The sequence below is a fragment of the Falsarthrobacter nasiphocae genome (genome assembly GCF_031456275.1).
Lineage (GTDB): Bacteria > Actinomycetota > Actinomycetes > Actinomycetales > Micrococcaceae > Falsarthrobacter > Falsarthrobacter nasiphocae.
Genome location: NZ_JAVDUI010000001.1, coordinates 891,010 through 914,733, shown reverse-complemented (window position 1 = coordinate 914,733; position 23,724 = coordinate 891,010). Strand labels below are relative to the sequence as shown.

Sequence of the window (23,724 nt, the reverse complement as noted above, 5' to 3'; positions counted from 1 at the left end):
CCGCCGCCGTGCGGCATTCTGCACATCGGCGTCACGCTTCCTGACCTGGAGGAGGCCACGCGCTTCCTCGTCGAGGGGCTCGGGGCCAAGGTGGCCTACGACGGCCTGACCGATCAGGACGAGCCCCGCCAGGGCGAGGAGGTCGAGCGCCAGCTCGGCCTCCCGTCCGGAGCGGCTATTCGCAAGCAGCGGATGATCGTCATCGGCGAGGGCCCGGGCCTCGAGGTCTTCGAGATCGACGCCGAGCAGCGCGCCGCTGCGGGCCTCGCCGACTTTGGCCTCAACCACAGGTCCCTCTACTGGGACGACATCGACGGCTCGCTTGAGCGCCTTGTCGCCGCCGCCGGGGGCGATGCGTTGTTCGAGGTGCACGGGAATGGCCGCTACGAAGACACGCCCGGCAACGGCGGTGTCTACGCGAAGGCGCCTTGGGGCATGCTCATTGAGCTGCAGACCATCCCGGAGGGGCACTACTACCCGGAGTCTTCGGAGTCTGAGGTATGGATGCCGTCGCCGCGCTGAAGCATGAGGTCGGCCCTGGTTGCCCAAGAGGGGCGCGCCGCGCCTGCGGCGGCCGGCCCCCGCGGCCCCGTCGTCGTCGGCCCCTGCCTGAAAGCCAGCCGAAACAGCAGGCGCGCAGGATGAGAGAATGGACCCAATGGCTTCCACACCCCGCCCCCAGTCCCGTCCCACGTCCGGCGCCGAGCAGATCAAGGCGACGTCCGTGACGTCCCGCGCGCGCCAGGTCCGCCCCGCAGCCGAAGGCTGGGACCAGGCGCGCACCCCCGAGGGCCGCCCCCTCCTCCAGTTCAAGCAGCCGCGCGTCACGCAGCCGCCGAAGCACTGGGCGGACATGACCCAGGACGAGCGCGTCGCCAAGGTCAAGGAGCTCGGCCTGCCCGCGTTCCGCGCCAAGCAGCTCAACACGCACTACTTCACGCACTACACTTCGGACCCGGCGGACATGACGGACCTGCCGAAGGAGCGCCGCGAGGAGCTCGTCGCCGAGCTGTTCCCGCCGCTGCTGACCGAGGTCAAGCGCCTCGAGACCGACAACGGGGACACCATCAAGTTCCTGTGGCGCCTCTTCGACGGGGCCCTCGTGGAGTCCGTCCTCATGCGCTACCCGGGCCGCATCACGCTCTGCGTGTCCAGCCAGTGCGGCTGCGGCATGAACTGCCCCTTCTGCGCCACGGGCCAGGCGGGCCTGACGCGCAATATGTCGACGGCGGAGATCGTCGATCAGGTCGTCGCCGCCAACAGGGCCATCGCCCGGGGCGAGCTTCGCGGCTCCAAGCGCGCCGAGGGGGACCCGGCCGAGCGCGTCACGAACATCGTCTTCATGGGCATGGGCGAGCCCCTCGCCAACTACAAGCGCGTCATGGCCGCGCTGCGCACCTACGTGGAGCCGCAGCCCAACGGCCTCGGCATGAGCGCCCGCAATATCACCGTGTCCACGGTGGGCCTGGTCCCGGCCATCCGGAAGCTCGCGGAGGAGGACCTGCCCGTCACCTTCGCGCTCTCCCTCCATGCGCCCGACGACGAGCTGCGCGACGACCTCATCCCCGTGAACGATAGGTGGAAGGTGGACGAAGCACTCGACGCCGCGTACGAGTACTACGAGAAGACCGGGCGCCGCGTCTCCATCGAGTACGCGCTCATCAAGGACATGAACGACCACGGGTGGCGCGCCGACCTCCTGGCCCGCAAGCTCAACGCCCGCGGCCGCGGCTGGGTCCACGTGAACCCCATCCCCCTCAACCCCACGCCGGGGTCCATCTGGACGGCGTCCGAGAAGGACGTGACGGCGGAGTTCATCGACCGCCTCGAGTCCGCCGGCATCCCAGCCACGCTGCGAGACACGCGCGGCGAGGAGATCGACGGCGCCTGCGGGCAGCTCGCCGCCACGGAATAGGGCGGCTGCCGAATCCCGGCGCCTTTCACCGAACCACGTCAGGATCGGGGGCTGAGATCCGCGAGATCTCACTCCGATCCTGACGTGGTTCGTTTGTTCATGCCGTGCGTGGACAGGCGGGCCCGGCTCACATCCCAGCCGGGCCCGCACACCGCAGCTACTGCCTAAGTCGCGTCAGCCAGCCAGCGCTCGGCGGGGTTTACCCAAAGTTCAGAACCAGTTCCTTTGCCACTTTCCCCTGCGTCACTGGCCGCTGTCTACTATGAACGCGCGTACATCCGAGAGGTGCGCCGCCACGAGTGACCGGCGGCGCACCTGCCTTCCATAAGTTCTCATCATGATGTACGCGCGATCATCAGAAGGGATCTGCTCATGGAGCGTCGTCGTTTTCTCCAGCTCTCAGTCCTGACCGCCGCGGCCACCTCGCTGGCCGCCTGCACCCCGCCGAGCCAGAACTCCTCGGGCGGGTCCGACAACAGCCTCGTCGTGTACTCGAACTCCCTCAGCGATGGCCGCAAAGAGTGGCTGCAGGGGGAGGCGAAGACGGCCGGCTTCGACCTCAGCTTCGTCGACCTCGGCGGCGGCGACATCATGAACCGCCTCGTCGCGGAGAAGAACAACCCCATGGCGGACGTCGTCTTCGGCCTCAACAACGTCTACTTCGAGAAGCTCAACAAGGCGGGCGTCCTCGCGGCCTCCACGCCGAAGTGGGCCGGCGAGGTGGACGCCAAGCTCGGCAACGAGAAGGAGTACTGGCCGATCGTCCGAGAGCCCATCATGCTCGTCTACAACGAGGCCGTCTACAAGACCCCCGCGGACGCGCCGCAGGACTGGCCGGAGCTGTGGACCAACGAGAAGTTCGCCAAGAAGTACGAAGTTCCCTCCTCCCTCGGCGGCGCCACCACGCAGATGGTCCTCTCAGGCATCCTGACCCGCTTCAAGGGCGATGGCGGCGACCTCGGCATCACCAAGGAAGGCTGGGACGCGGTCAAGGCCTACTTCGAGAAGGGCGTCCCGTCCGTCAAGGGCCAGGACCTCTACGCCCAGATGAAGGCCGGCAAGGTCAACGCGGGCCAGATGTACCTCGCGGGCAAGCCGCAGCGTGAGAAGCAGTACGGCATCAAGACTCAGGCCGTCCACCCCAAGACGGGCGTGCCGATGGTCGTCCAGCACATCTCCCTCGTCAAGGGCACCAAGAAGGAGGCCAAGGCCAAGGAGTTCATTGACTGGCTCGGCGGCGCCGAGATGCAGGCGAAGTGGTCCAAGAAGTTCTTCACGGCGCCCGTCAACAAGAACGCGCTGGCCAACGCGGACGCCGAGGCCGTGAAGATCACGGACTCCTTCAGCGCGCAGGACATCGACTGGGTCTTCGTCGCCGAGAACATCGACAAGTGGGTCGAGAAGATCCAGCTGGAGATCCTCAAGTAGGCCGGATTCCAGGGAGAGGGGTTCATCATGATTTCGATGCAGAACGTCGTGGTCTCCTACGGCAGCACCACGGTCCTTCCCGAGTTCAGCCTGGACGTCAAGGAGGGTGAGTTCTTCACGCTCCTCGGCCCGTCGGGCTGCGGGAAGACGACGGCGCTCCGGGCCCTGGCGGGGCTGACGCCCGTGACGAGCGGGAAGATCCTCGTGGGTGGCAAGGACGTGACGCGCCTGCCCAGCGACAAGCGCCAGCTCGGCATGGTGTTCCAGAACTATGCGCTCTTCCCGTCGATGAGCGTGAGGGACAATATCGGGTTCGGTCTCAAGGTGGCCAAGCGTCCTCAGAAGGAGATCGAGCGCGCTGTGCGGGAGGCCGCCGAGAGCGTCGACATCACCGAGGAGCAGCTTGGCCGCGGCATTAGCGAGCTCTCGGGCGGGCAGCAGCAGCGCGTGGCCATCGCCCGCGCGCTCGTGACCCGGCCGAAGATCCTCCTCATGGATGAGCCCCTCTCCAACCTGGACGCCAAGCTGCGCAAGCGCATGCGAGAGCAGCTGAAGCTTCTTCAGCGCGAGTTTGGCGTCACCTCCATCTACGTCACCCACGACCAGGACGAGGCCCTCTCGATGAGCGACCGCATCGCGGTTCTCGACAAGGGGCGCATCGCCCAGGTCGGCACCCCGGAGGATGTCTATTCGCGCTCGCGGACTGAGGGCGTGTGTCAGTTCATCGGGGACGTCAACCGTCTGCCGGGAGAGTTCCTCAAGGGGGCGACGACCCTGCCGCGGGACGGTGCGCGCCACTATGTCAGGTTCGAGGACGTCGCGGTCCAGGCCCGCGGGGGTGAGACCCCGCCCGGAAGCATCGTCGTGCCCGGCACGGTGGCCTACTCGGGATTCAATGGTCCTTACCGCGCCTACATGATTGAGTGCGCGGGCCACAAGATCCGCGCCTCGGTCTACGGGACGGACCGGGACCATGAGCACACGGGCTCCGCCGTGGACATCGTCATTCGTCCGGAACGCGTCATGTCCTACACCGAGGACGGTGTGCGGTGCTGAGCGTGAAGCGGATGGCGCGCTCGCCGCTCTTCTGGGCCGTTTTCGCGGTGACGGCCTGGTTCTCGGTGACGTTCCTCATCCTGCCGAACGTCAATCTTCTCCGCGGAATCTTCTTCCCCGAGGGAAAGCTCTCTCTGCGCTCGTGGGAGAAGCTGCTCGGCTCCAAGCTCGCCATGGACTCGCTCCGCAATTCCGTGTTCCTCGCGGTGGTGCTGGCCGTGGCCGGAAACGTCGTGGGCATCTTCCTCGTACTCGTGACCCGGTATTTCGATGTCAAGGGAAGTCGGATTCTCTGGCTCGGATATGCCACGAACCTCATCTACGGCGGCATCGTCCTCGTGTCCGGGTACAAGTTCGTCTATGGACCCACGGGGCTCGTGACGAAACTTGCACAGCAGATCAACCCGGGCCTGGACCCAGAGTGGTTCGGCGGCGCGTTCGCGGTCTGCTTCGTCATGACGCTCTCGATGACCGGCAATCATCTGCTCTTCCTGGGGTCCGCGCTGAGCAAGGTCGACTACCAGACCATCGAGGCCGCCAAGATCATGGGGGCCAGCGAGTGGCGGATCCTCACGAGGATTGTCCTGCCCACCCTCAAGCCGATGATCTACGCGCTGACCGTCCTCTTGTTCCTCGGCGGGCTGGGCGCGCTTGCGGCTCCGCAGCTCTTGGGCGGCAAGGGGTTCCAGACGATCACCCCGATGATCCTGACGTTCGCCAACGCCCCCACCTCGCGGGACCTCGCAGCCACGCTTGCCTTGGTGCTGGGCGCCATGACGGTGGCGGTGCTCGTCATCCTCAACCGCCTGGAGAAGGGCGGAACGTATTTCTCGGTGTCCAAGGTGCCCTCGGCGCTTCAGAAGCGGAAGATCGACAACCCGGTGGCCAACGTTCTGGTCCACGTCGCTGCCTATGCGCTGTTCGTCATCTACATGACGCCGCCGCTGCTCGTGGTGCTGTACTCCTTCACGGACGCCGCGACGATTGCCACCGGGGAGATCACACCCTCGAGCTTCACGCTGGAGAACTATGTCACCGTGCTGACGGACCCGCTGGCCTCGTGGCCGTTCGTCGTGAGCCTCATGTACAGCGCCGGCGCCGCGGCGGCGGTCATTGTGGGCATCTTCTTCATCGCGCGGATCTGTCAGAAGTATCGCAACCCCGTGACGGCGGGAATCGAGTATGTCCTGCACATCCCGTGGATTCTTCCCGGGACGCTCATCGCCCTGGCCATGCTCATCACGTTCAGTGACCCGCAGGCCCTCGTCGGCTCGCAGGTGCTCAGCGGGACGGTGTGGATTCTCGGCATTGCGTACGTGATCGGGAAAATCCCCTTCACGTTCCGCATCATGAAGGCCGCGTTCACGGGCATCAACGAGAGCCTGGAGGAGGCGGCGTCCCTCATGGGCGCAAAGGAGACGTACATCCTGCGGAGGATCATTCTCCCGCTCGTCCTCCCGGCCGCCACGGCTGTCACCGCGCTCAACTTCAACTCGATGCTGGACGACTATGACACGGCCGTCTTCCTGGCTCACCCGCTGTATCAGCCGCTCGGCATCTTCATCAAGAACGCCACGGAAGGGGAGGGGAGCGCCGACAGCACGGCCCTCGTGTTCGTCTACGCCGTGCTGCTCATGATTCTCACGGGCTTCATCATGTGGCTTGTCTACGGAAAGGGAGGCGACCTCATTCGCAAGGTCAGGATCAGGAACGTGTGGACGAAGGGCGGCCGTGCATGAGGGACGCTTCGAGAGCTAGAACGGTCATGAGCGAGTCCCTGAGCCGCGCCGTGGAGGGCCCCCGCCCCGGGCTGGTCTGCCACAGGGGGTTCGGGCGGGGGTCGGTCGCGGAGAACACAGTGGCGGCGGTTCGGGCAGCGGCCCTGAGCCACGCGGACATCGTCGAGGTGGACGTCATCCGGTCCTTGGACGGCGAGTTCTTCCTCTTCCACGACGGGCAGGAGGAGCGTCACTTCGGCTTGGTTTCGCCCATCGGGGTGCCCACGGCGGCTGCCCAGCCCGCCGTCGCTCCGCCCGCCTCGCGCCGGCTCTTCGAGCTGACCACGGCCGAGATCGAGAGCCTCAGCTATCGCTGGCAGCTCGAGGGCGGTGCCCGGGTTGAGCGCCTCACGGACGTCCTGGAGCAGTGCCCGGACATCCATCTCCAGATCGATCGCTCGTGGCCGTGGTGGCCGGACCTCTTCCCCGTGCTCAGAGCATCAGGCCGGGCGGACTCGCTCCACCTCAAAGCCCCGGCGGACGAGGCCGTGCTCCAGGCCCTCGAGGCCGAGGGCGGCGACCTCCAGTTCGCGGCGATCGTCTTCACCGAGGAGGACATTGCGCGCGTCGGGTCCTACGACATCAACCTCGTCGGCTACGAGATCGTGGCCGAGACCCTGGACGGGCCCCTCGTGGCGCCGGGCCGCATTGCGGAGCTCAAGTCAGAGGGGCGCTTCGTCCAGCTCAACGCCCTCACCCTCCCCGAGGGGCAGATCCTTTTCGGCGGCCTCGACGACCACGTGTCCATCACCCGCGGGCCCGAGCACGGGTGGGGGAAAATCCTCGAGTTCGGGCCGAGCCTTCTCCAGACGGACTGGCCGCACCTGCTCTGGGAGTACATGGCGGCTCTGGATGGCCGCTAGGCCGCCGTCGTCGTCCCCTGCGCTGGCCCCGCCCACACAGAGCCGGTGCCGCATCCCGTGCGGGGAAGAAACGCTAACCTGTCTTCAACGCCCTCAACGATGTGGAGGGTGAGGCACGAGAACGGCAGGAAGTCCATGACAACTCGGGGGACCCCCTACGCCATCACGATGAGTGATGTGGCGGCACTGGCGAGGGTTTCTCGGGCGACGGTCTCGAGGGTGCTGGCCGGACATGATGTCGTCAGCGGATCCACGCGGGAGCGTGTTCTCCACGCGGTGGAGACGTTGGGCTACGTGCCGAACGCCAACGCGCAGAGCCTCGCCCAGCCGCGGGCCAACGCGGTCGGCGTCCTGCTGAGGGACCCCCGCAATCCCGTCTACGGTCTGCTGCACGCCTCGCTGCAGGAGGCGGCCCCCGCTCTGGGCCTGGAGGTCGTTGCGGCCACCGTGAGCCAGCAGGGCGGCGTTGAGGCCGAGCGCGAGGGCATCCAGCGCCTGCGCCGTCACCGCGTGAGCGGTATTCTCATTGCCTCCGGCAGCGCGCCATCCTCCCTTGTGGCGGAGACCGCTGCGACCCTGCCGACCGTCGCCGTGGGGCGCGTGGAGACAGACCCGACTCTGACGGCCGTTTCCTACGACGAGCGGGCCAACTGCGAGCTCATCGCCGACGCCGTCGTAGCCGCAGGGCACCGGCGCGTGGGCGTGTTCCGCGTCCCGGTCCGCTTCTCGTACATGGAGAATCTGCGCGGGGAGCTCCTGGCGTCCGGCCTGCGGGCGCGGGGCGTTGAGGTCATGGATGTCGACGACGCCCCTGACCCCGCCGGCTCGGGCGCGGCGGGGGAGGGCATGGGCCGGCTCATTGACATGGCCCGGCGGGGCGAGGTCACGTGCCTCTGCTTCCCCACCGATCTCAGGATGCTCGCGTTCATGGACGCGGCGGGGAAGGCCGGGGTGCGCGTGCCGGAGGACGTCTCCGTCACGGGGATCGACGGGATCATGCAGGGGCGCGACTATCTGGGGCTGACCACCGTGCGGCTGCCCGTGGAGGACGTGGCCCGGCGCGCGCTTGAGGTGTTCGCCGAGCAGGTCGCGCGGGGACCGGGTGTGGCGGTGGGCTCGGAACTCTTGCCGGGGAAGCTGGTCCGGGGCCGGACGCTGGGGGCCCCGCCGATGGGCCCCGGTTAATGGGCGCCGGTCAATGGAGCGCGGTCAAACCATGTCAGCATTGACCAAATTACGTCATCATCGGGGGCATTGACCCGCGAGATCACGCTCCGATCCTGACGTGGTTTGTTTGATCGTGGCGTGGTTGGACAGGCGGGCCCGGCTCACCCAGCGGGTGCTGTCGTCGATCCGGCGATCCTAGGCGCCGCCCAGACCAGTCCGATAGCGTTGACTCATGAACATCCTTGACTCCCTCCCCGCTGCCAAGTCCGTTGACACCGCGCCCGTCGTGGCGTTCGGTCTCATCGGCGGATTCCTCTCCGCCCGGGTGACCAAGGTGCGTCCCATCGGCGGGGCCGTCCTCGCCGCTGCCGGCCTCTACGCTGGCCGCACGTGGAGCGCGAAGGCCGGCGCCGGCACCACCGCCGCTCTCGCCGCGGTGTACCTGGCGGGCTTCGGCCTCTCCCACCCGCTGGCCAAGAAGATCGGCGCGTGGCCGTCCGTGCTGACCGTGACGGCCGCCTCGGCCACTGCGGCGCACTTCCTCAGCGACACCAAGTAGAACTCCTCGCGCAGAGAGCGGCCCGTCCCTGGTGGGGCGGGCCGCTCTCGTGTCACCCCCAGGGGTGGGTCCACCAAGGCGCTGGGGCCAGCTGCCGGACTCATTTGTATACTAAGCGCTATGTCTATCGGTGCTCGTGAGGGCGTCCTGCATGATCTGTGGAGCTATGTGCGGGGCAACAAGTGCGCTTCGATCTTCATGTTCTCCCGCGGGGCCGCGTTGGCCTCGTTCATGGTCGTGGACGTTCTCTACTACTCGGCGATGGGGTATTCGCTCGTCTTCGTGGGGACCCTGGTTGGTGCATTCACGCTCGCAGCAGCTATTTCGGAGCTTCCGCTCGCAATCCTCTTCGACCGCTACGCGGGGAAGAAGGTCCTCTATGCCGGGATGATTCTCCGCATGATCGCGCTTGCCATTCTGTTCCTGAACCCGGGCGAGGCCTGGTTGGTCGCCGCGAACATTCTTGCGGGCGTGGGGGCGGCCGCAGCCAGTGGGACGAGCGAGGCCCTGATTATCAACAACTCAGGGTCCGAGTCGTATGCTGACTACTCGCAGCTCTTTGCCATGTTCAGCCTCATCAGCGCGGCCAGCAATGTCGTTGGCGGCGTGATCGGTGCCGCTGTCTTCTCCGTCTTTCCCCGAGGCATCTGGGCCGTGGCCGTGCTGTTCCTGGCCGTGGCAACTGTGTCTCTGGCGTGGCTGCGAGACTCCGGGGAGCACGTTGAGCCCATCCCCGCCAAACAGTATGCGGCCGCGCTGACGCGGATTTTCACCCTCCGCGCCTACTGGGTCGGATTCGCGTCCGGAGTGGCCTCGGTTGTGCCCTATCTGCTGTGGCAGCTCAAGTTCAGCGAGACCTCCACGGCTTTCGTCGTCCTTGGATTCATCGCCATGAACCTCATCGGCGTGTGGGGCGCCTTCTTGTCCAAGCACTTTCCCGTCACCCGCAGCCGCTTCATCCTCGCTGCGGCCCTCAACCTTTCGACCGCGTGGGCGTTTGCCGTGGCCCCGGCGGGATGGCTGTCGATGGCGTTTTTTGTGGCCCACGTGATCTTCAAGCTCGTGCTCGGAATCATGAATGGCGCCTATCTCCACGCGAACATTCCCAACAAGGTTCGAGCCGCGTCAGGCTCACTCAGCGCCCTGGTTGGCGCCATCTCCATGAGCGTTTTCCTGCCCTGGGCCGCCGCGCTGATTCAGGATTCCGGAGCTGCGGTGGCCATTCTCGTCTCGGTTGCCGCGTACGTGGCGATGGCGCTCATTGCCGCGTTCAGGCCCATCCGGGACCCGCAACGGGCGGCGTCGGGCGTGTGACCCGCGGCGTGCGCCAACGCGCCAGCCGCCGTCGTCATCCTTCCGCCGGCGCCGCCACTACCTCCCGCGTGACCGTCCCGCCCAGAGTCAGTGGGCATGTGCCGCGGGCTCTGCCACAGGCGAGAGCTCGGTCAGCTCGTCGAGGCGGGGGAGTGTCCTGAGGCTCGTCGTGGCCACTATGAGCACGAGCGCGAGGGCGGAGAACGCGGTCGCACTGGCCACGGCTGCGCTCGGCCCCAAAGCCTCCAAGAGAATGCCGGAGCCTGCCGCCCCAAGGGGCATGAGAATCATGCCCGGCACCCCGGACGCGGATACTACCCGTCCCATGAGATGCTCCGGCGTCACGGCTGTGGTGTAGGCGCCGATGGCCGAGTTGAAGGCCGGCAGTGCCAACGTGGACAGGAACATGACGGCCCCGGCCATAAAGACGTTGCCGTGAACGGCCCAGAGAAGGCCCTGCCCCGCTGTGAATGCGGCGAGGGCCACGATGCCCAGCGTGCCCAGAGTCAGCCGGGTGGTCAGCCAGCCGGCAAACGTGGACCCGACGAGCACACCCAGGCCCGCGCAGCTGGCGAACAGGCCAATGGCCCAGGCGTCCACGCCAGCCCGTTGGTACGACATGAGGAGAATCAGGGGCACTGCCACGACCGTCACGTTGGCGAACGCACCGATGAGCGCCGTGCCACGCAGTCCCGCGTCATTCCACACGACGGCGAAACCCTCGCGGATCTCGCGTGCCAGGCTGGGGGCAGGGGTGACCTCGGGCATGGGCGGCGCATCACTTTCAGCCGCTGACGCGGGAGCGGCCTTCAGGGAGGCGCCGGCCTCCGGCACAGGGGTGCGGCACCCCTCCGCTCTTGAAGCGAGATTGCCGTCCCCCTCGCTGTGGGGGTCCCGCGGCGCGAGGGCCGTGGCCAGGGAGTGGAAGAACGCCATGACGGCCATCGGGAGCCATGCGCCTGCCATCAGGAGAACGCCCGTTGCTGGGCCTCCGAGGAGGCCTGCGAGTGACTCGCGGCCCTGCGCGATCGATGCCGCCTTCCCCAGGTCTGCCTGGGGCACCACGCGCTTGACGATGGAGTGCTCGCTAGGGCTGTCGAACGACGACGCCAGCGCTGCCACGAGCACCACCGACGCGAGGATCGCGGCCTGGTCCACGCGAAAGACCACGAGGGCGAGCAGCACCCCAGCCGCCAACGCCTGAACCAGTGAGGAGAGACGCAGGACGTTGAACGCGGAGAATCGGTCGGTGATGGCCCCCGAAAAGAACTGGCTGGCCACGAAGCCGACGCCGCCGACGGCCGCAACCAGCCCCGCCTGCGCGGCCGAGCCGGTCAGCTCCAGCACGAGAAGCGGGATGGCCACGGCGGCAATAGACCCCGCGAACTCGTTGGAGAAGATCGTGACGATGAGTCGTCTGAACGTGGGATTCATGGGATCACCTCGCAGCGGGGTCCGAATGCGTCTCGACGTTGCCTGGCCCTGGCGCTACGAGTTCAGAAGCTCACGCGCGAGGGAGGCTGCGGGCCGCGACAACGAGCAGATGTGAAGATGAACATATCACATACGAGTGCCCTGTAAAGTGCGTTCACCAGCAGCTTGCCCAGCCTCCATCAATCTCTGGTGGCGCAGCGCCGGTCTATGGCGCCCCGAGCGGGCCTCGAGGGGTGTGTCACGATGGTGTGACGGCCGTTGTACAGTGTCTCCGTAATGCCTCGCCGTAGCGCCTGGTCATTCCTGCGGAGAAACTCGCGTTCTCACCTGCGAATTTCAAAAATGCGGAGTTGCGACATGGTCCGGACCTGTCTCTTGCGCTCCAAGCTTGAGGAGTAGACATGAACTATCTCGCCGTCACGGGAGACCTTCCGTTTCCCATCGCGTTTGGGATCGTCATGGGGTCCTTCGTGGTGTACGTCGCCTTCTATCTCGCCTCGAAGCGCAAGAAGTAGTGGACTTCATCAAGGCGCACCCGCTGCTCTACGTGGTCTTCATGTTGCTCGGCTTAGGCATCTTGGTCGTGCAGAATCGGGTGGACAAATGGATCCGGGCCGACCAGAAGCGTAACGATTCCTACACGAAGATGTTCTTCACTGTCGTTCCCACTGTTGCGGTTGGGGCGCTCATCATCTATTTCCTGCAGAGTCGGTGACCTTCGCGGGCGTGGTGATGGCGCTCATTGCCGCGTTCAGGCCCATCCGGGATCCGGAGGGGGCGGCGTCCGGCGCGTGACCGGCGGCGTGCGTCAACGCGCCAGCCGCCGTCGTCATCCCGCCACCGGAGCCCCTTCCGCCGGTGCCGCCCCTCCGCACAGTGTCAGGCGCGCGCTCGACCGTCCCCCACAAGCTCCGGGTAGTGGGCCGCCGCCGTCCGTGGGTGCGCCCGCAGCCAGCCCTTGAGCACGTTGTCCCCGTAGACCGGCAGCATGGGGTTATCCGGGTCCTGGGACACGCCGCGGGCCTCGCGCGCGAACTCCTCGGGCAGGGTCACGGGGTCAACGCGGGCATCGAGCCGCGGCGAGTAGAAGAACGGCACCGCGTACCGGTCCACGCCGGCCGGGGGCGCCTGGACCCGGTGAATCGTGGCCATGAGGTACCCGTCCGTGGCCACCTCGAGCATCTCGCCGAGGTTGACCACCACGGCGTCCTCGATGGGCGTGACGGGGAGCCACTCGGTAGTGCCGTGCGGCTGGACCTCGAGCCCGCCCACCTGGTCCTGGAGGAGGAGGGTGATGAAGCCGTAGTCGGCGTGGCTGCCCACGCCCTGGTCGCCGGCCTCGGCCAGGCCGCCCACGTAGTGCACGAGCTTGCCCATCCACGCGGGCTCGCCCTCGAAGGCCTCCGTGAACTGGTCCTCCGGCAGGCCGATGGCCACCGCAAGGTGCCCGAGAAGCTCGTGTGCCACGGCCGACATTCGCTCCGCCCACGCCATCGCGGCCTCCTCGAGGCGCGGGAATTCGGACGGCCACTGGTTGGGGCCCTGGAGGCGCCAGTACGGGGCGTCGTCGGGGCTGAGGTCAAGGGCCGGGCGGTCGGGTCCGTAGTCGATCTGCTCGCGCGAGTCCGGCCGGCCCCGCGTGATCTCCGCGCCGAGGCTCGTGTAGCCCCGGAATGCGCGGGAGTTGAGGTTGCTGAGCGCCTCGCGCTCCTCCACGGGGCGGGCGAAGAACTCCCGCAGCGTGTCCAGCAGCGCGCCCGCCTCTCCGGGTGCGGCACCGAATCCGGTCAGCTGGAAGAAGCCGACGTCGTGGGCCGCCCGGCGGAGCTCCTCGATGAATGACGGGTTGCGGGAGCCGTCCTCAAGCCGGGCCGTGCGGAGGTCAAGAACGGGGACTGCGGAGGGTGCGTGCGTGGAGTTCATGCCCACGACGATAGGTCCGCCGCTGCGTTCCGTCCAGGAAATGTTACGTCATATTACGAAACGTATAGCGCGGAATCCCGGGGAAGTGGCGGCGTTTGTGACGGGACCTCCATGTCACACGCCGGGGCCCCGATGTCACGCGGTGAACAGGTCGTCCGGTGCGGCTCCCGCGTCACTGGCGCGGCTTGCGGTATCCCGTCTTGCGCGAAGGGGCAAGGATCAAGCCGAGGGCAACGATGGTCAGCGCGAGAGTGATGTTCGACGAGACGTTCTCAACGCAGCGCGTGAGTACGACTGTCGCGAGGATGACCGCCGTGGCGAGAATCTTTCTGGACGTGCTCAAAGGCTTCTCCCTCCGTGGTGACTGCTGGAAGGTGATCGGTCACCTTGGGGCAAGGATAACAAGCATCTTTCTTTATGGCATAGCAAAGGGGGCGGGCCGTCTCCGGTCCCGCCCCCTCAAGCTGCGTGCGCCCCGTCAAGGCGCTTGCTGCGTCTAGCCGAAGTAGCGCTCCAGCGTGCCCTCGTTGGCCTGGCGGGCCTCGTCGAGGGTCACGGTGAAGTCGTCGAACTCCACCGCGCCGGACTCCGCGTCCACGACGCCGATGCGGGCGATGGTCACGCCGCGCGCCGAGCACATGTCGTTGAACCGCACTTCCTCGCTCCGCGGCACGGACACGATGGCCCGGGCCTGGGACTCGGAGAACAGGGCGGTGAACGCGTCAATGCCGTCCCGCTCGGCGATGTCCTTGACCTGCACGCGCGCGCCCACGTTGAAGCGGAGCGCCATTTCCGTGACGGCGACGGCGAGGCCGCCCTCAGAGATGTCGTGCGCGGCGTCGATCATGCCATCGCGGGAGGCGTTGATGAGGATCTCGCCGAGCTCCTTCTCGCGAGCCAGGTCCACCTTCGGCGGCACGCCGCCCAGGTGGCCCCGGAGGTTCGCGAACTCGGACCCGTCGAGCTCGTCCGCCGTCGTGCCGATGAGGTACACAGCCTGCCCGTCAGCGTCCGCGTGCCACCCGGAGGGGGTGCGGCGGGAGACGTCGTCGAACCGGCCCAGCACGCCCACCACGGGGGTGGGGTGGATGGCGACGCCGGACGTCTGGTTGTACAGGGACACGTTGCCGCCGGTCACGGGGATGCCGAGCTCCATGCACGCGTCCGAGAGGCCGCGGACGGCCTCAGCGAACTGCCACATGACACCCGGGTCCTCGGGGGAGCCGAAGTTGAGGCAGTCCGTGACGGCGAGCGGCACGGCGCCGGTCGTGGCGACGTTGCGGTACGACTCAGCGAGGGCCAGCTGCGCGCCCTGGTACGGGTTGAGGTAGGCGTAGCGGCCGTTGGCGTCCGTGGAGAGGCCCACGCCCATGCCCGTCTCCTCGTCGACGCGGATGACGCCCGCGTCATCCGGCGAGGACAGCGCGGTGTTGCCGCCGACGTAGTGGTCGTACTGGCGCGTGATCCACTCCTTGGAGCAGAGGTTGGGGCTCGCGAGGAGCTCCAGGAGCGCCTTCTTGTACTCGCCGCCGGAGGCGGGGAGCTGGGCTGCGGCGGGGGAGGAGCGGAAGGTGTTGGCCTCGAGCTCGTCCTGCGTGGCGGGGCGCTCGAACGGCCGGTTGTACACCGGGCCGTCGTGCGCCACGGAGCGCGGGTCCACGTCCACGATGGTCTCGCCGTCCCAGTCGATGACGAGGCGGCCCGTGTCCGTGACCTCGCCGAGCCACGAGTACTCGACGTTCCACGTGTCCATGATCTTCTCGAACGCCTCGACGTTCTCCGGCGTCACGACGGCCATCATGCGCTCCTGCGACTCCGACATGAGGATCTCGCCGGGGGTGAGCGTGTGGTCGCGCAGGAGCACGTTGGTCAGCTCCACGTGCATGCCGCCCTCGCCGTTGGAGGCCAGCTCGCTCGTGGCGCAGGAGATGCCGGCCGCGCCGAGGTCCTGGATGCCCTCGACGATCGAGTTGCGGAACAGCTCGAGGCAGCACTCGATGAGGACCTTCTCCGCGAACGGGTCGCCGACCTGGACGGCGGGGCGCTTGGACGGCTTGGTGTCGTCGAAGGACTCGGACGCGAGGACCGAGGCGCCGCCGATGCCGTCGCCGCCCGTGCGCGCGCCGAACAGGACCACCTTGTTGCCCACGCCGGAGGCGTTGGCGAGGCGGATGTCCTCATGGCGCATGACGCCCACGGCGAGCGCGTTGACGAGCGGGTTCTTCTGGTAGATCGGGTCGAAGACCACCTCGCCGCCGATGTTCGGCAGGCCGAGGGAGTTTCCGTAGCCGCCGATGCCGGAGACGATGCCGTGCACGAGGCGGGCCGTGTCCGGGTGGTCGATGGCGCCGAAGCGCAGCGGGTCCATGACGGCCACGGGGCGCGCGCCCATCGAGATGATGTCGCGGACGATGCCGCCGATGCCGGTGGCCGCGCCCTGGTAGGGCTCGACGAAGCTCGGGTGGTTGTGGGACTCGACCTTGAACGTCACGGCCCAGCCGTCGCCCAGGTCCGTCACGCCCGCGTTCTCGCCGATGCCGACGAGCATGGACTTCTTCATCTCCTCCGTCACCTTGTCGCCGAACTGGCGCAGGTGGACCTTGGAGGACTTGTACGAGCAGTGCTCGCTCCACATGACGGAGTACATGGCGATCTCCGCCGCAGTGGGGCGGCGGCCGAGGATCTTCTTGATCTCCTTGAACTCGTTCTCCTTGAGGCCGAGGGCCTCCCACGGCAGCTCCGTCTCGGGGGTGCTCGCGGCGTTCTCGACGGTGTCGATGTTGAACTGGGGGGTCTTCTCTGTCATCGGTCTACTTCCCTGCAAGGACGGAGGTCAGGACGGACGTGAAGAGCGCGAGCCCATCCGTGCCGGAGGACAGGCGCGCGGGTCCGCTGCCGGACGCGGACGGGCCGAAGCCGGCCTCGACGGCGTGCTCGGGGTGCGGCATGAGGCCGACGACGTTGCCCTTCTCGTTGGAAATGCCCGCGATGTCGTTGCGGGAGCCGTTGGGGTTGGTCCCCACGTAGCGGAAGACCACGCGGCCGGCGGCCTCGAGCTCCGCCAGGGTGGCGTCGTCGGCCACGTACTGACCGTCCTGATTCTTCAGAGGCACGACAATCTCAGCGCCCGCCTCAATCCCCGAGGTCCAGGGGGTGTCCGTACGCTCAACGCGCAGGCGCTGGTCGCGGCAGATGAACTTGAGGTGGTCGTTCTTGATCATCGAGCCGGGCAGCAGGTGCGTCTCGGTGAGGATCTGGAAGCCGTTGCAGATGCCGAGCACGGGGAGCGCGGCCGAGGAGCTGGCCTCCTTGACGACCGTCTCGATCATCGGCGCGAAGCTCGCGATGGCGCCGGCGCGGAGGTAGTCCCCGTAGGAGAACCCGCCCGGGATGATGACCGCGTCAACGTCCCCGAGGGAGGTGTCCTTGTGCCACAGGGGCACGGCGGTGCCGCCGGCGAGGCGGACGGCGCGGGCGGCGTCCCGGTCATCCAGGGTGCCGGGGAGCGTCACCACGCCGACCACGGCGCCGGAGAGGTCATCCCCCGCGGCGGGGGCGTACGAGCCGATCAAAGGGGTCTCTGCCGTCATGGCCTAGGCCTCCTCGGGGAGGGCCTCAACGCGGACGACCTCCTCGATGACCGTGTTGGCCAGGAGCTCCTCCGCGGCTTTGCGGGCGGCGGCGAGGTGGGCCTCGGTGACCTCACCCTCCACCGTCAGCTCAAAGCGCTTGCCCTGGCGGACGAGCGTCATGCCCTCGACGCCGATGCGGGGGAGCGCGGCGGCGATGGCCTTCCCCTGCGGGTCCAAAATCTCTGGCTTGGGCATGACATCGACAACGATCCGGGCCATGTGCGGTACTCCTAGCGGTGCGGGTGCGTGTGGTACCGAGTCTACCGGCGAACGGCGCGGACTTGCGGGGTCAGCGAACAGCGCGGGCACCTGAGAGAATGGGCCTATGGAAAAGGTCTATCTCTTCATCCACATTCTCGCGGCCATTCTCACGTTCGGTCCGCTTGCCGTCTCGACGTCCATGTTCCCCCGCCTTGCGCGCGACGCCTCCGACAAGGCCGCGTCCACCATGGCGCGCATCTCCCGGTTCTACGGCTTCGCGGCGCTGCTGGTGCCGGTCATGGGCCTGATGATCCCCTTCGTGGGGGGCGGCCCGGGCCTGAAGATGTGGCACATCGAGTCCCTCGTCATGACCCTCGTTGCCCTCGGCATCCTGCTGTTCTGGGTGGTGCCCATGCAGCGGAAGACCCTGGTGACCCCTGCCAACGAGCGCAAGAGCCTGTTCGGCAAGCTCCACATGTCGGCAGGCATCTTCAACATCGTCTGGCTCTTCGTTCTCGTCCGAATGGTCTGGCACTGAGCCCGGACCCGATGAGCCGGCCCGCCTCCCCTGATGTTCCCGGGGCGGCGGGCCGCTCGCTCTCCGAGGCGCCCGCGACGGCCGAGGCGCTCATGCGCGCCCGGTACGCGGCCTTCGCGCGCGGCGACTCCGCGTTCCTCGCCTCCACCTGGCACCCCTCCACTCGTCCTGCGGACGTGGGGGCGGATGACGGCACCCAGTGGCGCGGGCTTCGCGTCCTGGACACGGTGCGCGGCGGAGAGGGCGACGACGACGGCCTCGTGGAGTTCATCGCCGCCTACAGGCTGGACGGCGTCCGGGGCGAGATGCGGGAGCGCAGCAGGTTCGTCCGTGAGGACGGGCAGTGGCTCTACGTGGACGGGGTCCACCTGGACCCGCTCACGGGCGCGCCCCTGGACCTGGCGACCGGCGAGCCCCTGGACCCGGCGACCGACGCGCCCCTGGGGTGAGGCCGGCGTGCCTCGCGGCGGGGGTGGCTCCTGCGCGTCTCGCATGCTGGGGTCGATCCCCCTGGCGAGCGCTTTCCGCGAGATGATTTTGATGACAGTTGCGGCACGCGTGCGGAATCCCGGCAGGGCCTCAGCGTCATGATAGGACCCTTGATGACAGGCGAGTGAGGGTTGACGCCTGGCGACATGAGAGAGGACGGTTGACATGGACGCCTTCGGAGGCCGGTTTGAGGATGCCCTGCGCATGCACTGCGAGACGGGGCCGTTGCTCTTCAGGGCGCCGCGTGACGAGCCCGTGAAGCGTCAGGCGGTCAGCCATGGCTGAGGCAACGTCCCGCCATGCCCATCTCGGGCAGATCTTCACGGAGCTGCGGATCTTCGTCGCCCGCCTGAGGCGGGAGTGGAACGACCGTTCGCCGGACATCACCTTCGCCGAGTCCGTCCTTCTCAATGCCGTCCGTCGCGCGGAGGGTGCCACCGCGGCGGGGATCGCGAGCGAGATCGGGATCGACAAGTCCACAGTGAGCCGCCAGATCGCCGCCGTTGAACGCCGCGGCCTGCTCACGCGGCAGAGCATCGAGGGGGAGCGACGAGCCCAGTTGCTGACGCTCACCCCTGAGGGGATGCGCATCCTCGACACGGTGGACGAGATGCGCTTGGCCGCCATCGCTGACCGCCTCAAGACCTGGACGGACGAGGAGGTCGCGACGTTCGAGCGCCTCCTGTCCAGGTTCAACGAGGGCCGCTGACCCCCGTCGAGGCCCGGAGTGACGCCAGGACCGCCTCTCGCAGCTCCTGTGCCTCGAGCATGAAGCCCTGCTGGCGGCGGACGTACTCGGCCCGGCCCGCAGGCGTCTCGATCCGGATGGGCTCGTACCCCCACGAGCTCAGGTCGAATGGCGCCGCCTCCATGTCCATGGTGCGGATGCGGCCCGCGAGCTCGAAGCAGTCCGCCACGAGCTCGCTCGGCAGGAGCGGAATCACTTTGTACGCCCATTTGTAGACGTCCATATTGGCGTGGAGGCACCCGGGCTGCTCAAGGTCCCGCTGGGTCTCTCGCGTGGGCTGGAGCTCGTTGAGCGGGGCGGCCTCCGGGGCGAAGAATCGGAACGCGTCAATGTGCGAGCACGAAATCCGCGCGCCCTCCACGACGGCGTCCGTCCCGTCCGCCCCGAGCCGCAGGTCCAGGTACTCGTGCCGGTGCCCGTTGGTCTCCGAGCGGTAGGCCATGGCCCACTCGTGCAGCCCGAAGCACCCCAGGCGCGGGGCCCGGGAGGCCGTGCGGGAGAGGATCTCCACCACGAACTCGACCGTGCCGCGCCGGCGGGCCATGAAGTCCTCGACATCGACGGTGACCGCATCGTCGTCGTACGACAACCCCAGCGAGTCCCGCTCCGCCTCCGTGAGGTTCCGGTAGTGCTTCCAGGCGCGCCGCTCGCGCGCCTGAGCCCCGGTGACGACGACGCCGGCGCCCGGGTGCCAGCGCCGCATCTGCCCGGGGGTGAGCGTGTAGTAGGTGAAGAGGAAGTCGTCCACGGGGTGCTTCTCGCCCCGGTTCCGCCGCTCAAGGAAGGGGGTGGCGTAGGCGTCGACGCGCGCGGCATGCCGCCGGGCGCGGTCCTCGGCGTCGGGGCCGGCCAGGGTCAACGCGACGGGCACGGACTGCTCTCCTCTGCGGGTTCTCGATGGGTCTGGGCGCGTGGTGCCGAGCGGCGCGGTCAGAGGCGCTGACACAGGAAAGAGCCCCTGCGGCAGCGGGCCGTCTGACGGTAAGATGTGCCTCATGGCACAGACTGGCGACACTCAGAACACAGGTCATCATCGCACACGCGTTGAGCGCTTCATGGACGCCACCGGGAAGCTGCGGGCCATCTTCGGCCCCGCGCAGTCGAGTGCCCGGGACCACCAGATGACGCCCGAGAACAAGCTCAGCCTGGAGCAGATGCAGCGCGCCGTGGAGGCCCAGTACGAGACCGTGCGGCGCCCCGACGGCAGCACGTACATCGTCCCCAAGCAGCAGTAGCTGCCTCTGCTCGTGGCCCTGCGAGTGGGGCCAGGTGTTTCTCGTTCCGCGGGGGGTCGAGGTAGGTCAGGACGGCTTCTCGTTTTTCTCGTCGGTGTGGCGCACACGTATGGTGAGGGGCCTGGTCTGTGGGCTGGTTGCGAGCCGGAGTGACTTACAGTCAGCCTGGCCCATAGCGCCAAGTGCCGTTGGGCATAGGCAACGCTTATACCCAACGGCACTTTACGAGATGTGTGACTATAGCGGGAGCTTGTGTACTGCCCGGCTTGTGCACCAGCCGAGTGTGCCCCCCGCGATGGCTGCCGCGCCGTAGCAGGAGACGACTCCGACCCATCCGCCTGCAGCGCCGCACACTGCCGTTGCGCCCGCAACGACCCAGCCGGGGATCCCGGCCGAAGCCAAGCAGTCATTGAGTTCGCACACTGCGTCCATGAGGCCGAAGGCGATCTCGCTCTGTGTGTCCTCTGGGGCTGTGGAGACGCGGTCGAGAACCTTCTGGCCGTTCGTGTAGATCGTGACTCGGCCGCTAGTTGCGCCGGTAGCACGGAAATGTTGTTCTGTGTACCCGCCGAGAGTCCCGTCGTGCTTCACCTCCACGGTGAAATTGGACCACTGATTACCCGCCTTGTTCAGGGGTACCGTGACGAGGGTTATTCCCGCAGCGGATACGACCTTTGCCTTGGTCCAGTCCAAGGAGGAGCTGGGGGCGTGGAGAATGACTCCGCCGCTTTCTGTTCGAGCTTGCGCGGCCTCGATGGTGGCGCGGCTCTGATTCGTGATGTCGATGATGTCGGTGCCCCTCGTAGTCGAAGGGGTGGTGGGGGTTGTCTTTGCTCCTTCGACTGCTTGTGCCGACAGGGGCGTGGATGCCAGGCAGAGTGTGAGAATGACCGCAGAGACGATTTGATTGATCCTTTTCGCGGTCAAGATTCCTTTCTTCTTCTCTTTGATCGAATTACCGATCCCACAATGAATGTGAGTGCGGTAGAGGTTGCTACTCCTAAGGTCAGAACAAATGCTATGGCTTTTGTTGAGTTAAGGAGTAGGCTGAGGCCGCCCGGCGTTGATGCAAGGGAGACGAGGGTGACGGCAACGAATGCGACAAATGACACGAGCCAGATGAGGGATTTTCGAGGCCTGGGGCTCATGGCCCCCAGCAAGTTCTCTTCCATGACGGGGCTGCCCCTTCCGCCTGGCCAGGGTGGCTGGCGTGTGCCTTCAGGGTAGGCAGGGGCGTGCAACGGAGGCAAGAGAGCACGTTCGATTGTTATGAAAAGGTGATCTTGAATCCTTGCGTAGTCGCACGGAGGCCCGGCGCCGCGTCGATGCTACGGGCTGTGTGACGCAGGCCTCACCGTGTTCGCGCTGTCCCCAGCGCCGCCGGTCTTAGCGGCCGGTGCCGCCGTACACCGTCGCCGTGGAGTCGGCGTCCAGCCCGAACGCGGTGTGCACGGCCCGCACGGCGCCGTCGAGCTTGTCCGCGGCGGTCACTACAGAGATGCGGATCTCCGACGTCGAGATCATGTCCACGTTGACGCCCGCCTGGTGCAGCGCCTCGAAGAACGTGAAGGAGACGCCGGGGTTGGAGCGCATGCCGGCGCCGACGAGGCTCAGCTTGCCGACGTGCTCGTCATAGTCCACGCCCTCGAAGCCGACCTTCTCCTTGGCGGCCTCGAGCGCGGCGAGCGCGGCCGAACCCTCGACGATCGGCACGGTGAACGAGATGTCCGTCTTGCCGCTGCCCTTCGTGGACACGTTCTGGACGATCATGTCGATGTTCGTCTGCGCCTGCGCGAGGATGCCGAAGATCTCGGCGGCCTTGCCGGGGACATCCGGGACGCCGACGACGGTGACCTTCGCCTCCGAGCGGTCGTGAGCAACGCCGGAAATGATGGGCTGTTCCAAGGGCTCTCCCTTTTCAAACGTGATGGTGTCTTCAGAGTTGGGGATGACCCAGGTGCCCTCAAGGTCCGAGAAGCTTGAGCGCACGTGGAGCGGGACGCCGAAGCGGCGCGCGTACTCGACGCTCCGCAAGTGCAGGACTTTCGCGCCGGAAGCGGCGAGGTCGAGCATCTCGTCGCTGGAGATCCGGTCAATCTTTCGGGCGGTGGCGACGACGCGCGGGTCTGCGGTGTAGACCCCATCAACATCCGTGTAGATCTCGCAGACGTCAGCACCGAGCGAGGCCGCCAGGGCCACGGCCGTGGTGTCTGAGCCTCCACGGCCCAGTGTGGTGACGTCGTTGCTCACCGTGTTCATGCCCTGGAAGCCCGCGACGATGGCCACGTGCCCGGCCTCGAGCGCCGTCTTGATGCGGTGGGGTGAGACCTCGACGATGCGGGCGCGGCCATGGAACTCGTCCGTCATGAGACCGGCCTGCGAGCCCGTGAAGGACTGGGCGCTTGAGCCGAGGGCGGAGATCGCCATGGCGAGGAGGCTCATGGAGATGCGCTCGCCCGCGGAGAGGAGCATGTCCATTTCGCGGGCGGGCGGAGCCTCACAGACCTGGCTGGCCAGGTCGAGGAGGTCATCTGTGGTGTCTCCCATGGCGGAGACGACGACGACAACCTGGTGGCCCTGGTCCACAGTGCGGACGATACGCCGGGCCACGCGAGTGATGCCTGCGGCGTCCGCGACGGACGAGCCGCCGAACTTCTGGACGATGAGGCTCATGCGAGCACTCCTTCACTGACCCGACGAAAGATGATGTGTCCTATCGTATCGGCGCAGGGCGGGCGCTCGCGGTTCTGGCCGGGCAGAGGTCCGCGATACGGGCGGATTGTCCACGTGGCGGGACTCGAGTGGGAGGTTCGGATGCCTCGCTGCTGTGCGGTCGGGGTGGCTCAGCCGCTGATGGTCAGGCGGCCCTCGAAGGCGCGGCCCAGGGTGACCTCGTCTGCGTATTCCAGGTCGCCACCCACGGGCAGGCCCGAGGCGAGCCGGGAGACCTTGATCTCCAGGGTGGACATGAGACGGGCCAGGTAGGTGGACGTGGCCTCGCCCTCGAGGTTGGGGTCCATGGCGAGGATCACCTCCTGCACCTTGTCGTCCGAAAGCCGGGTGATGAGCTCGCGGACGTGGAGCTGCTCCGGGCCCACGCCGCCGAGCGGATTGATCGCTCCTCCGAGCACGTGGTACTTGCCTTTGAAAGTGCGAGTGCGCTCGATCGCCATGACGTCCTTGGACTCCTCGACCACGCAGATCTTGTCATCCTCGCGCTTGGGGTCAGCGCAGATGAAGCAGAGCTCCTGCTCCGTGATGTTGAAGCACACGGGGCAGAACGCCACCTTGTTCTTGACGGTGAGGATCGCTTGCGCGAGACGCTCCATGTCCGAGGACTCGGCGTCAAGGATGTGGAACGCGAGGCGCTGGGCCGACTTCGGCCCCACGCCCGGCAAGCGTCCCAGCTCGTCGATGAGGTCCTGGATTACGCCTTCGTACATG

Annotated in this window: 25 protein-coding genes; 14 read left to right on the top strand and 11 right to left on the bottom strand. The window is 67.1% G+C overall.

Features of this window, described 5'->3' with window-relative positions; all coding sequences use genetic code 11:
• Window positions 1–15 precede the first annotated feature (15 nt).
• From J2S35_RS04105 to J2S35_RS04065, 9 genes are all read left to right on the top strand, one after another.
• Window positions 16–522, top strand: a complete 507-nt coding sequence (locus tag J2S35_RS04105) for a VOC family protein (RefSeq protein WP_380083700.1) — start codon at window positions 16–18, stop codon at window positions 520–522.
• Between the two features lie 136 nt (window positions 523–658).
• Window positions 659–1,915 (top strand): 23S rRNA (adenine(2503)-C(2))-methyltransferase RlmN, encoded by a 1,257-nt coding sequence (gene rlmN, locus J2S35_RS04100; RefSeq protein WP_309850136.1) that lies wholly within the window; start codon window positions 659–661, stop codon window positions 1,913–1,915.
• A 372-nt stretch (window positions 1,916–2,287) separates the two neighbouring features.
• Window positions 2,288–3,343 carry an extracellular solute-binding protein gene (locus J2S35_RS04095; RefSeq protein WP_309850134.1) on the top strand — a complete coding sequence of 352 codons (1,056 nt, stop codon included), beginning with the start codon at window positions 2,288–2,290 and terminating at the stop codon, window positions 3,341–3,343.
• 27 nt (window positions 3,344–3,370) lie between these two features.
• The gene (locus J2S35_RS04090) at window positions 3,371–4,399 is read left to right on the top strand and encodes an ABC transporter ATP-binding protein (RefSeq protein ID WP_309850131.1); all 1,029 of its coding nucleotides are present in this window, start codon (window positions 3,371–3,373) and stop codon (window positions 4,397–4,399) included.
• Complete coding sequence (locus J2S35_RS04085) at window positions 4,393–6,138, top strand: ABC transporter permease (RefSeq protein ID WP_309850130.1); 1,746 nt, start codon at window positions 4,393–4,395, stop codon at window positions 6,136–6,138. Before J2S35_RS04090 ends, J2S35_RS04085 begins: the two co-directional genes overlap by 7 nt.
• Before the next feature lie 26 nt (window positions 6,139–6,164).
• On the top strand, window positions 6,165–7,040 hold the full coding sequence (locus J2S35_RS04080; RefSeq protein WP_309850127.1) for a glycerophosphodiester phosphodiesterase family protein: 876 nt from the start codon (window positions 6,165–6,167) through the stop codon (window positions 7,038–7,040).
• A 99-nt stretch (window positions 7,041–7,139) separates the two neighbouring features.
• Window positions 7,140–8,225 (top strand): LacI family DNA-binding transcriptional regulator, encoded by a 1,086-nt coding sequence (locus J2S35_RS04075; RefSeq protein ID WP_309850126.1) that lies wholly within the window; start codon window positions 7,140–7,142, stop codon window positions 8,223–8,225.
• A gap of 214 nt (window positions 8,226–8,439) precedes the next feature.
• Window positions 8,440–8,766: a hypothetical protein gene (locus J2S35_RS04070; RefSeq protein ID WP_309850125.1), complete on the top strand. Its 327-nt coding sequence runs from the start codon at window positions 8,440–8,442 to the stop codon at window positions 8,764–8,766.
• 120 nt (window positions 8,767–8,886) lie between these two features.
• Window positions 8,887–10,080, top strand: coding sequence for an MFS transporter (locus J2S35_RS04065; RefSeq protein ID WP_309850121.1), 1,194 nt, complete (start codon window positions 8,887–8,889; stop codon window positions 10,078–10,080).
• An 87-nt stretch (window positions 10,081–10,167) separates the two neighbouring features.
• Here the strand turns inward: J2S35_RS04065 and J2S35_RS04060 are convergent, their stop codons facing one another.
• Window positions 10,168–11,514, bottom strand: coding sequence for an MFS transporter (locus J2S35_RS04060; protein WP_309850119.1), 1,347 nt, complete (start codon window positions 11,512–11,514; stop codon window positions 10,168–10,170).
• A gap of 514 nt (window positions 11,515–12,028) precedes the next feature.
• On the opposite strand from J2S35_RS04060, the gene J2S35_RS04055 reads away from it, so the two are divergent.
• Window positions 12,029–12,229, top strand: a complete 201-nt coding sequence (locus J2S35_RS04055) for a hypothetical protein (RefSeq protein WP_309850116.1) — start codon at window positions 12,029–12,031, stop codon at window positions 12,227–12,229.
• A gap of 164 nt (window positions 12,230–12,393) precedes the next feature.
• Here the strand turns inward: J2S35_RS04055 and J2S35_RS04050 are convergent, their stop codons facing one another.
• The 5 genes from J2S35_RS04050 to purS form a co-directional block, all read right to left on the bottom strand.
• Window positions 12,394–13,437: an isopenicillin N synthase family dioxygenase gene (locus J2S35_RS04050; RefSeq protein ID WP_309850113.1), complete on the bottom strand. Its 1,044-nt coding sequence runs from the start codon at window positions 13,435–13,437 to the stop codon at window positions 12,394–12,396.
• 172 nt (window positions 13,438–13,609) lie between these two features.
• Window positions 13,610–13,780: a hypothetical protein gene (locus J2S35_RS04045; RefSeq protein ID WP_309850112.1), complete on the bottom strand. Its 171-nt coding sequence runs from the start codon at window positions 13,778–13,780 to the stop codon at window positions 13,610–13,612.
• 153 nt (window positions 13,781–13,933) lie between these two features.
• On the bottom strand, window positions 13,934–16,243 hold the full coding sequence (gene purL, locus J2S35_RS04040; RefSeq protein ID WP_309850108.1) for a phosphoribosylformylglycinamidine synthase subunit PurL: 2,310 nt from the start codon (window positions 16,241–16,243) through the stop codon (window positions 13,934–13,936).
• A 4-nt stretch (window positions 16,244–16,247) separates the two neighbouring features.
• Window positions 16,248–17,027: a phosphoribosylformylglycinamidine synthase subunit PurQ gene (gene purQ / locus J2S35_RS04035; RefSeq protein ID WP_309850107.1), complete on the bottom strand. Its 780-nt coding sequence runs from the start codon at window positions 17,025–17,027 to the stop codon at window positions 16,248–16,250.
• Between the two features lie 3 nt (window positions 17,028–17,030).
• Window positions 17,031–17,288, bottom strand: coding sequence for a phosphoribosylformylglycinamidine synthase subunit PurS (gene purS, locus J2S35_RS04030; protein WP_309850105.1), 258 nt, complete (start codon window positions 17,286–17,288; stop codon window positions 17,031–17,033).
• A gap of 106 nt (window positions 17,289–17,394) precedes the next feature.
• Between purS and J2S35_RS04025 the strand changes: the two genes are divergently transcribed.
• From J2S35_RS04025 to J2S35_RS04015, 3 genes are all read left to right on the top strand, one after another.
• Entirely contained in the window at window positions 17,395–17,808 is a 414-nt protein-coding gene (locus tag J2S35_RS04025) for a hypothetical protein (RefSeq protein ID WP_309850102.1), read from the top strand.
• Window positions 17,809–17,819: 11 nt separating this feature from the next.
• Entirely contained in the window at window positions 17,820–18,257 is a 438-nt protein-coding gene (locus J2S35_RS04020; RefSeq protein WP_309850099.1) for a YchJ family protein, read from the top strand.
• Between the two features lie 317 nt (window positions 18,258–18,574).
• Window positions 18,575–19,006, top strand: coding sequence for a MarR family winged helix-turn-helix transcriptional regulator (locus tag J2S35_RS04015; RefSeq protein WP_309850096.1), 432 nt, complete (start codon window positions 18,575–18,577; stop codon window positions 19,004–19,006).
• Here the strand turns inward: J2S35_RS04015 and J2S35_RS04010 are convergent.
• A complete protein-coding gene (locus J2S35_RS04010) occupies window positions 18,990–19,916 on the bottom strand; it encodes a 3-methyladenine DNA glycosylase (RefSeq protein ID WP_309850093.1) in 927 nt (308 codons plus the stop codon). The two genes, J2S35_RS04015 and J2S35_RS04010, sit on opposite strands and share 17 nt — an antisense overlap.
• A gap of 184 nt (window positions 19,917–20,100) precedes the next feature.
• Here J2S35_RS04010 and J2S35_RS04005 point away from each other — a divergent pair, with 184 nt between their 5' ends.
• Window positions 20,101–20,280, top strand: coding sequence for a hypothetical protein (locus J2S35_RS04005; RefSeq protein ID WP_309850091.1), 180 nt, complete (start codon window positions 20,101–20,103; stop codon window positions 20,278–20,280).
• A gap of 237 nt (window positions 20,281–20,517) precedes the next feature.
• Here J2S35_RS04005 and J2S35_RS04000 read toward each other — a convergent pair whose 3' ends face one another.
• The 4 genes from J2S35_RS04000 to recR all read right to left on the bottom strand — a co-directional run bounded on the left by J2S35_RS04000 (window position 20,518) and on the right by recR (window position 23,723).
• Window positions 20,518–21,207 (bottom strand): hypothetical protein, encoded by a 690-nt coding sequence (locus J2S35_RS04000; protein ID WP_309850088.1) that lies wholly within the window; start codon window positions 21,205–21,207, stop codon window positions 20,518–20,520.
• A complete protein-coding gene (locus J2S35_RS03995) occupies window positions 21,204–21,452 on the bottom strand; it encodes a hypothetical protein (protein ID WP_309850085.1) in 249 nt (82 codons plus the stop codon). The genes J2S35_RS04000 and J2S35_RS03995 overlap by 4 nt, the downstream gene beginning before the upstream one ends.
• Before the next feature lie 214 nt (window positions 21,453–21,666).
• The gene (locus tag J2S35_RS03990) at window positions 21,667–22,953 is read right to left on the bottom strand and encodes an aspartate kinase (RefSeq protein ID WP_309850083.1); all 1,287 of its coding nucleotides are present in this window, start codon (window positions 22,951–22,953) and stop codon (window positions 21,667–21,669) included.
• A 170-nt stretch (window positions 22,954–23,123) separates the two neighbouring features.
• Entirely contained in the window at window positions 23,124–23,723 is a 600-nt protein-coding gene (recR, locus tag J2S35_RS03985; RefSeq protein ID WP_309853022.1) for a recombination mediator RecR, read from the bottom strand.
• Window position 23,724: the final 1 nt, after the last annotated feature.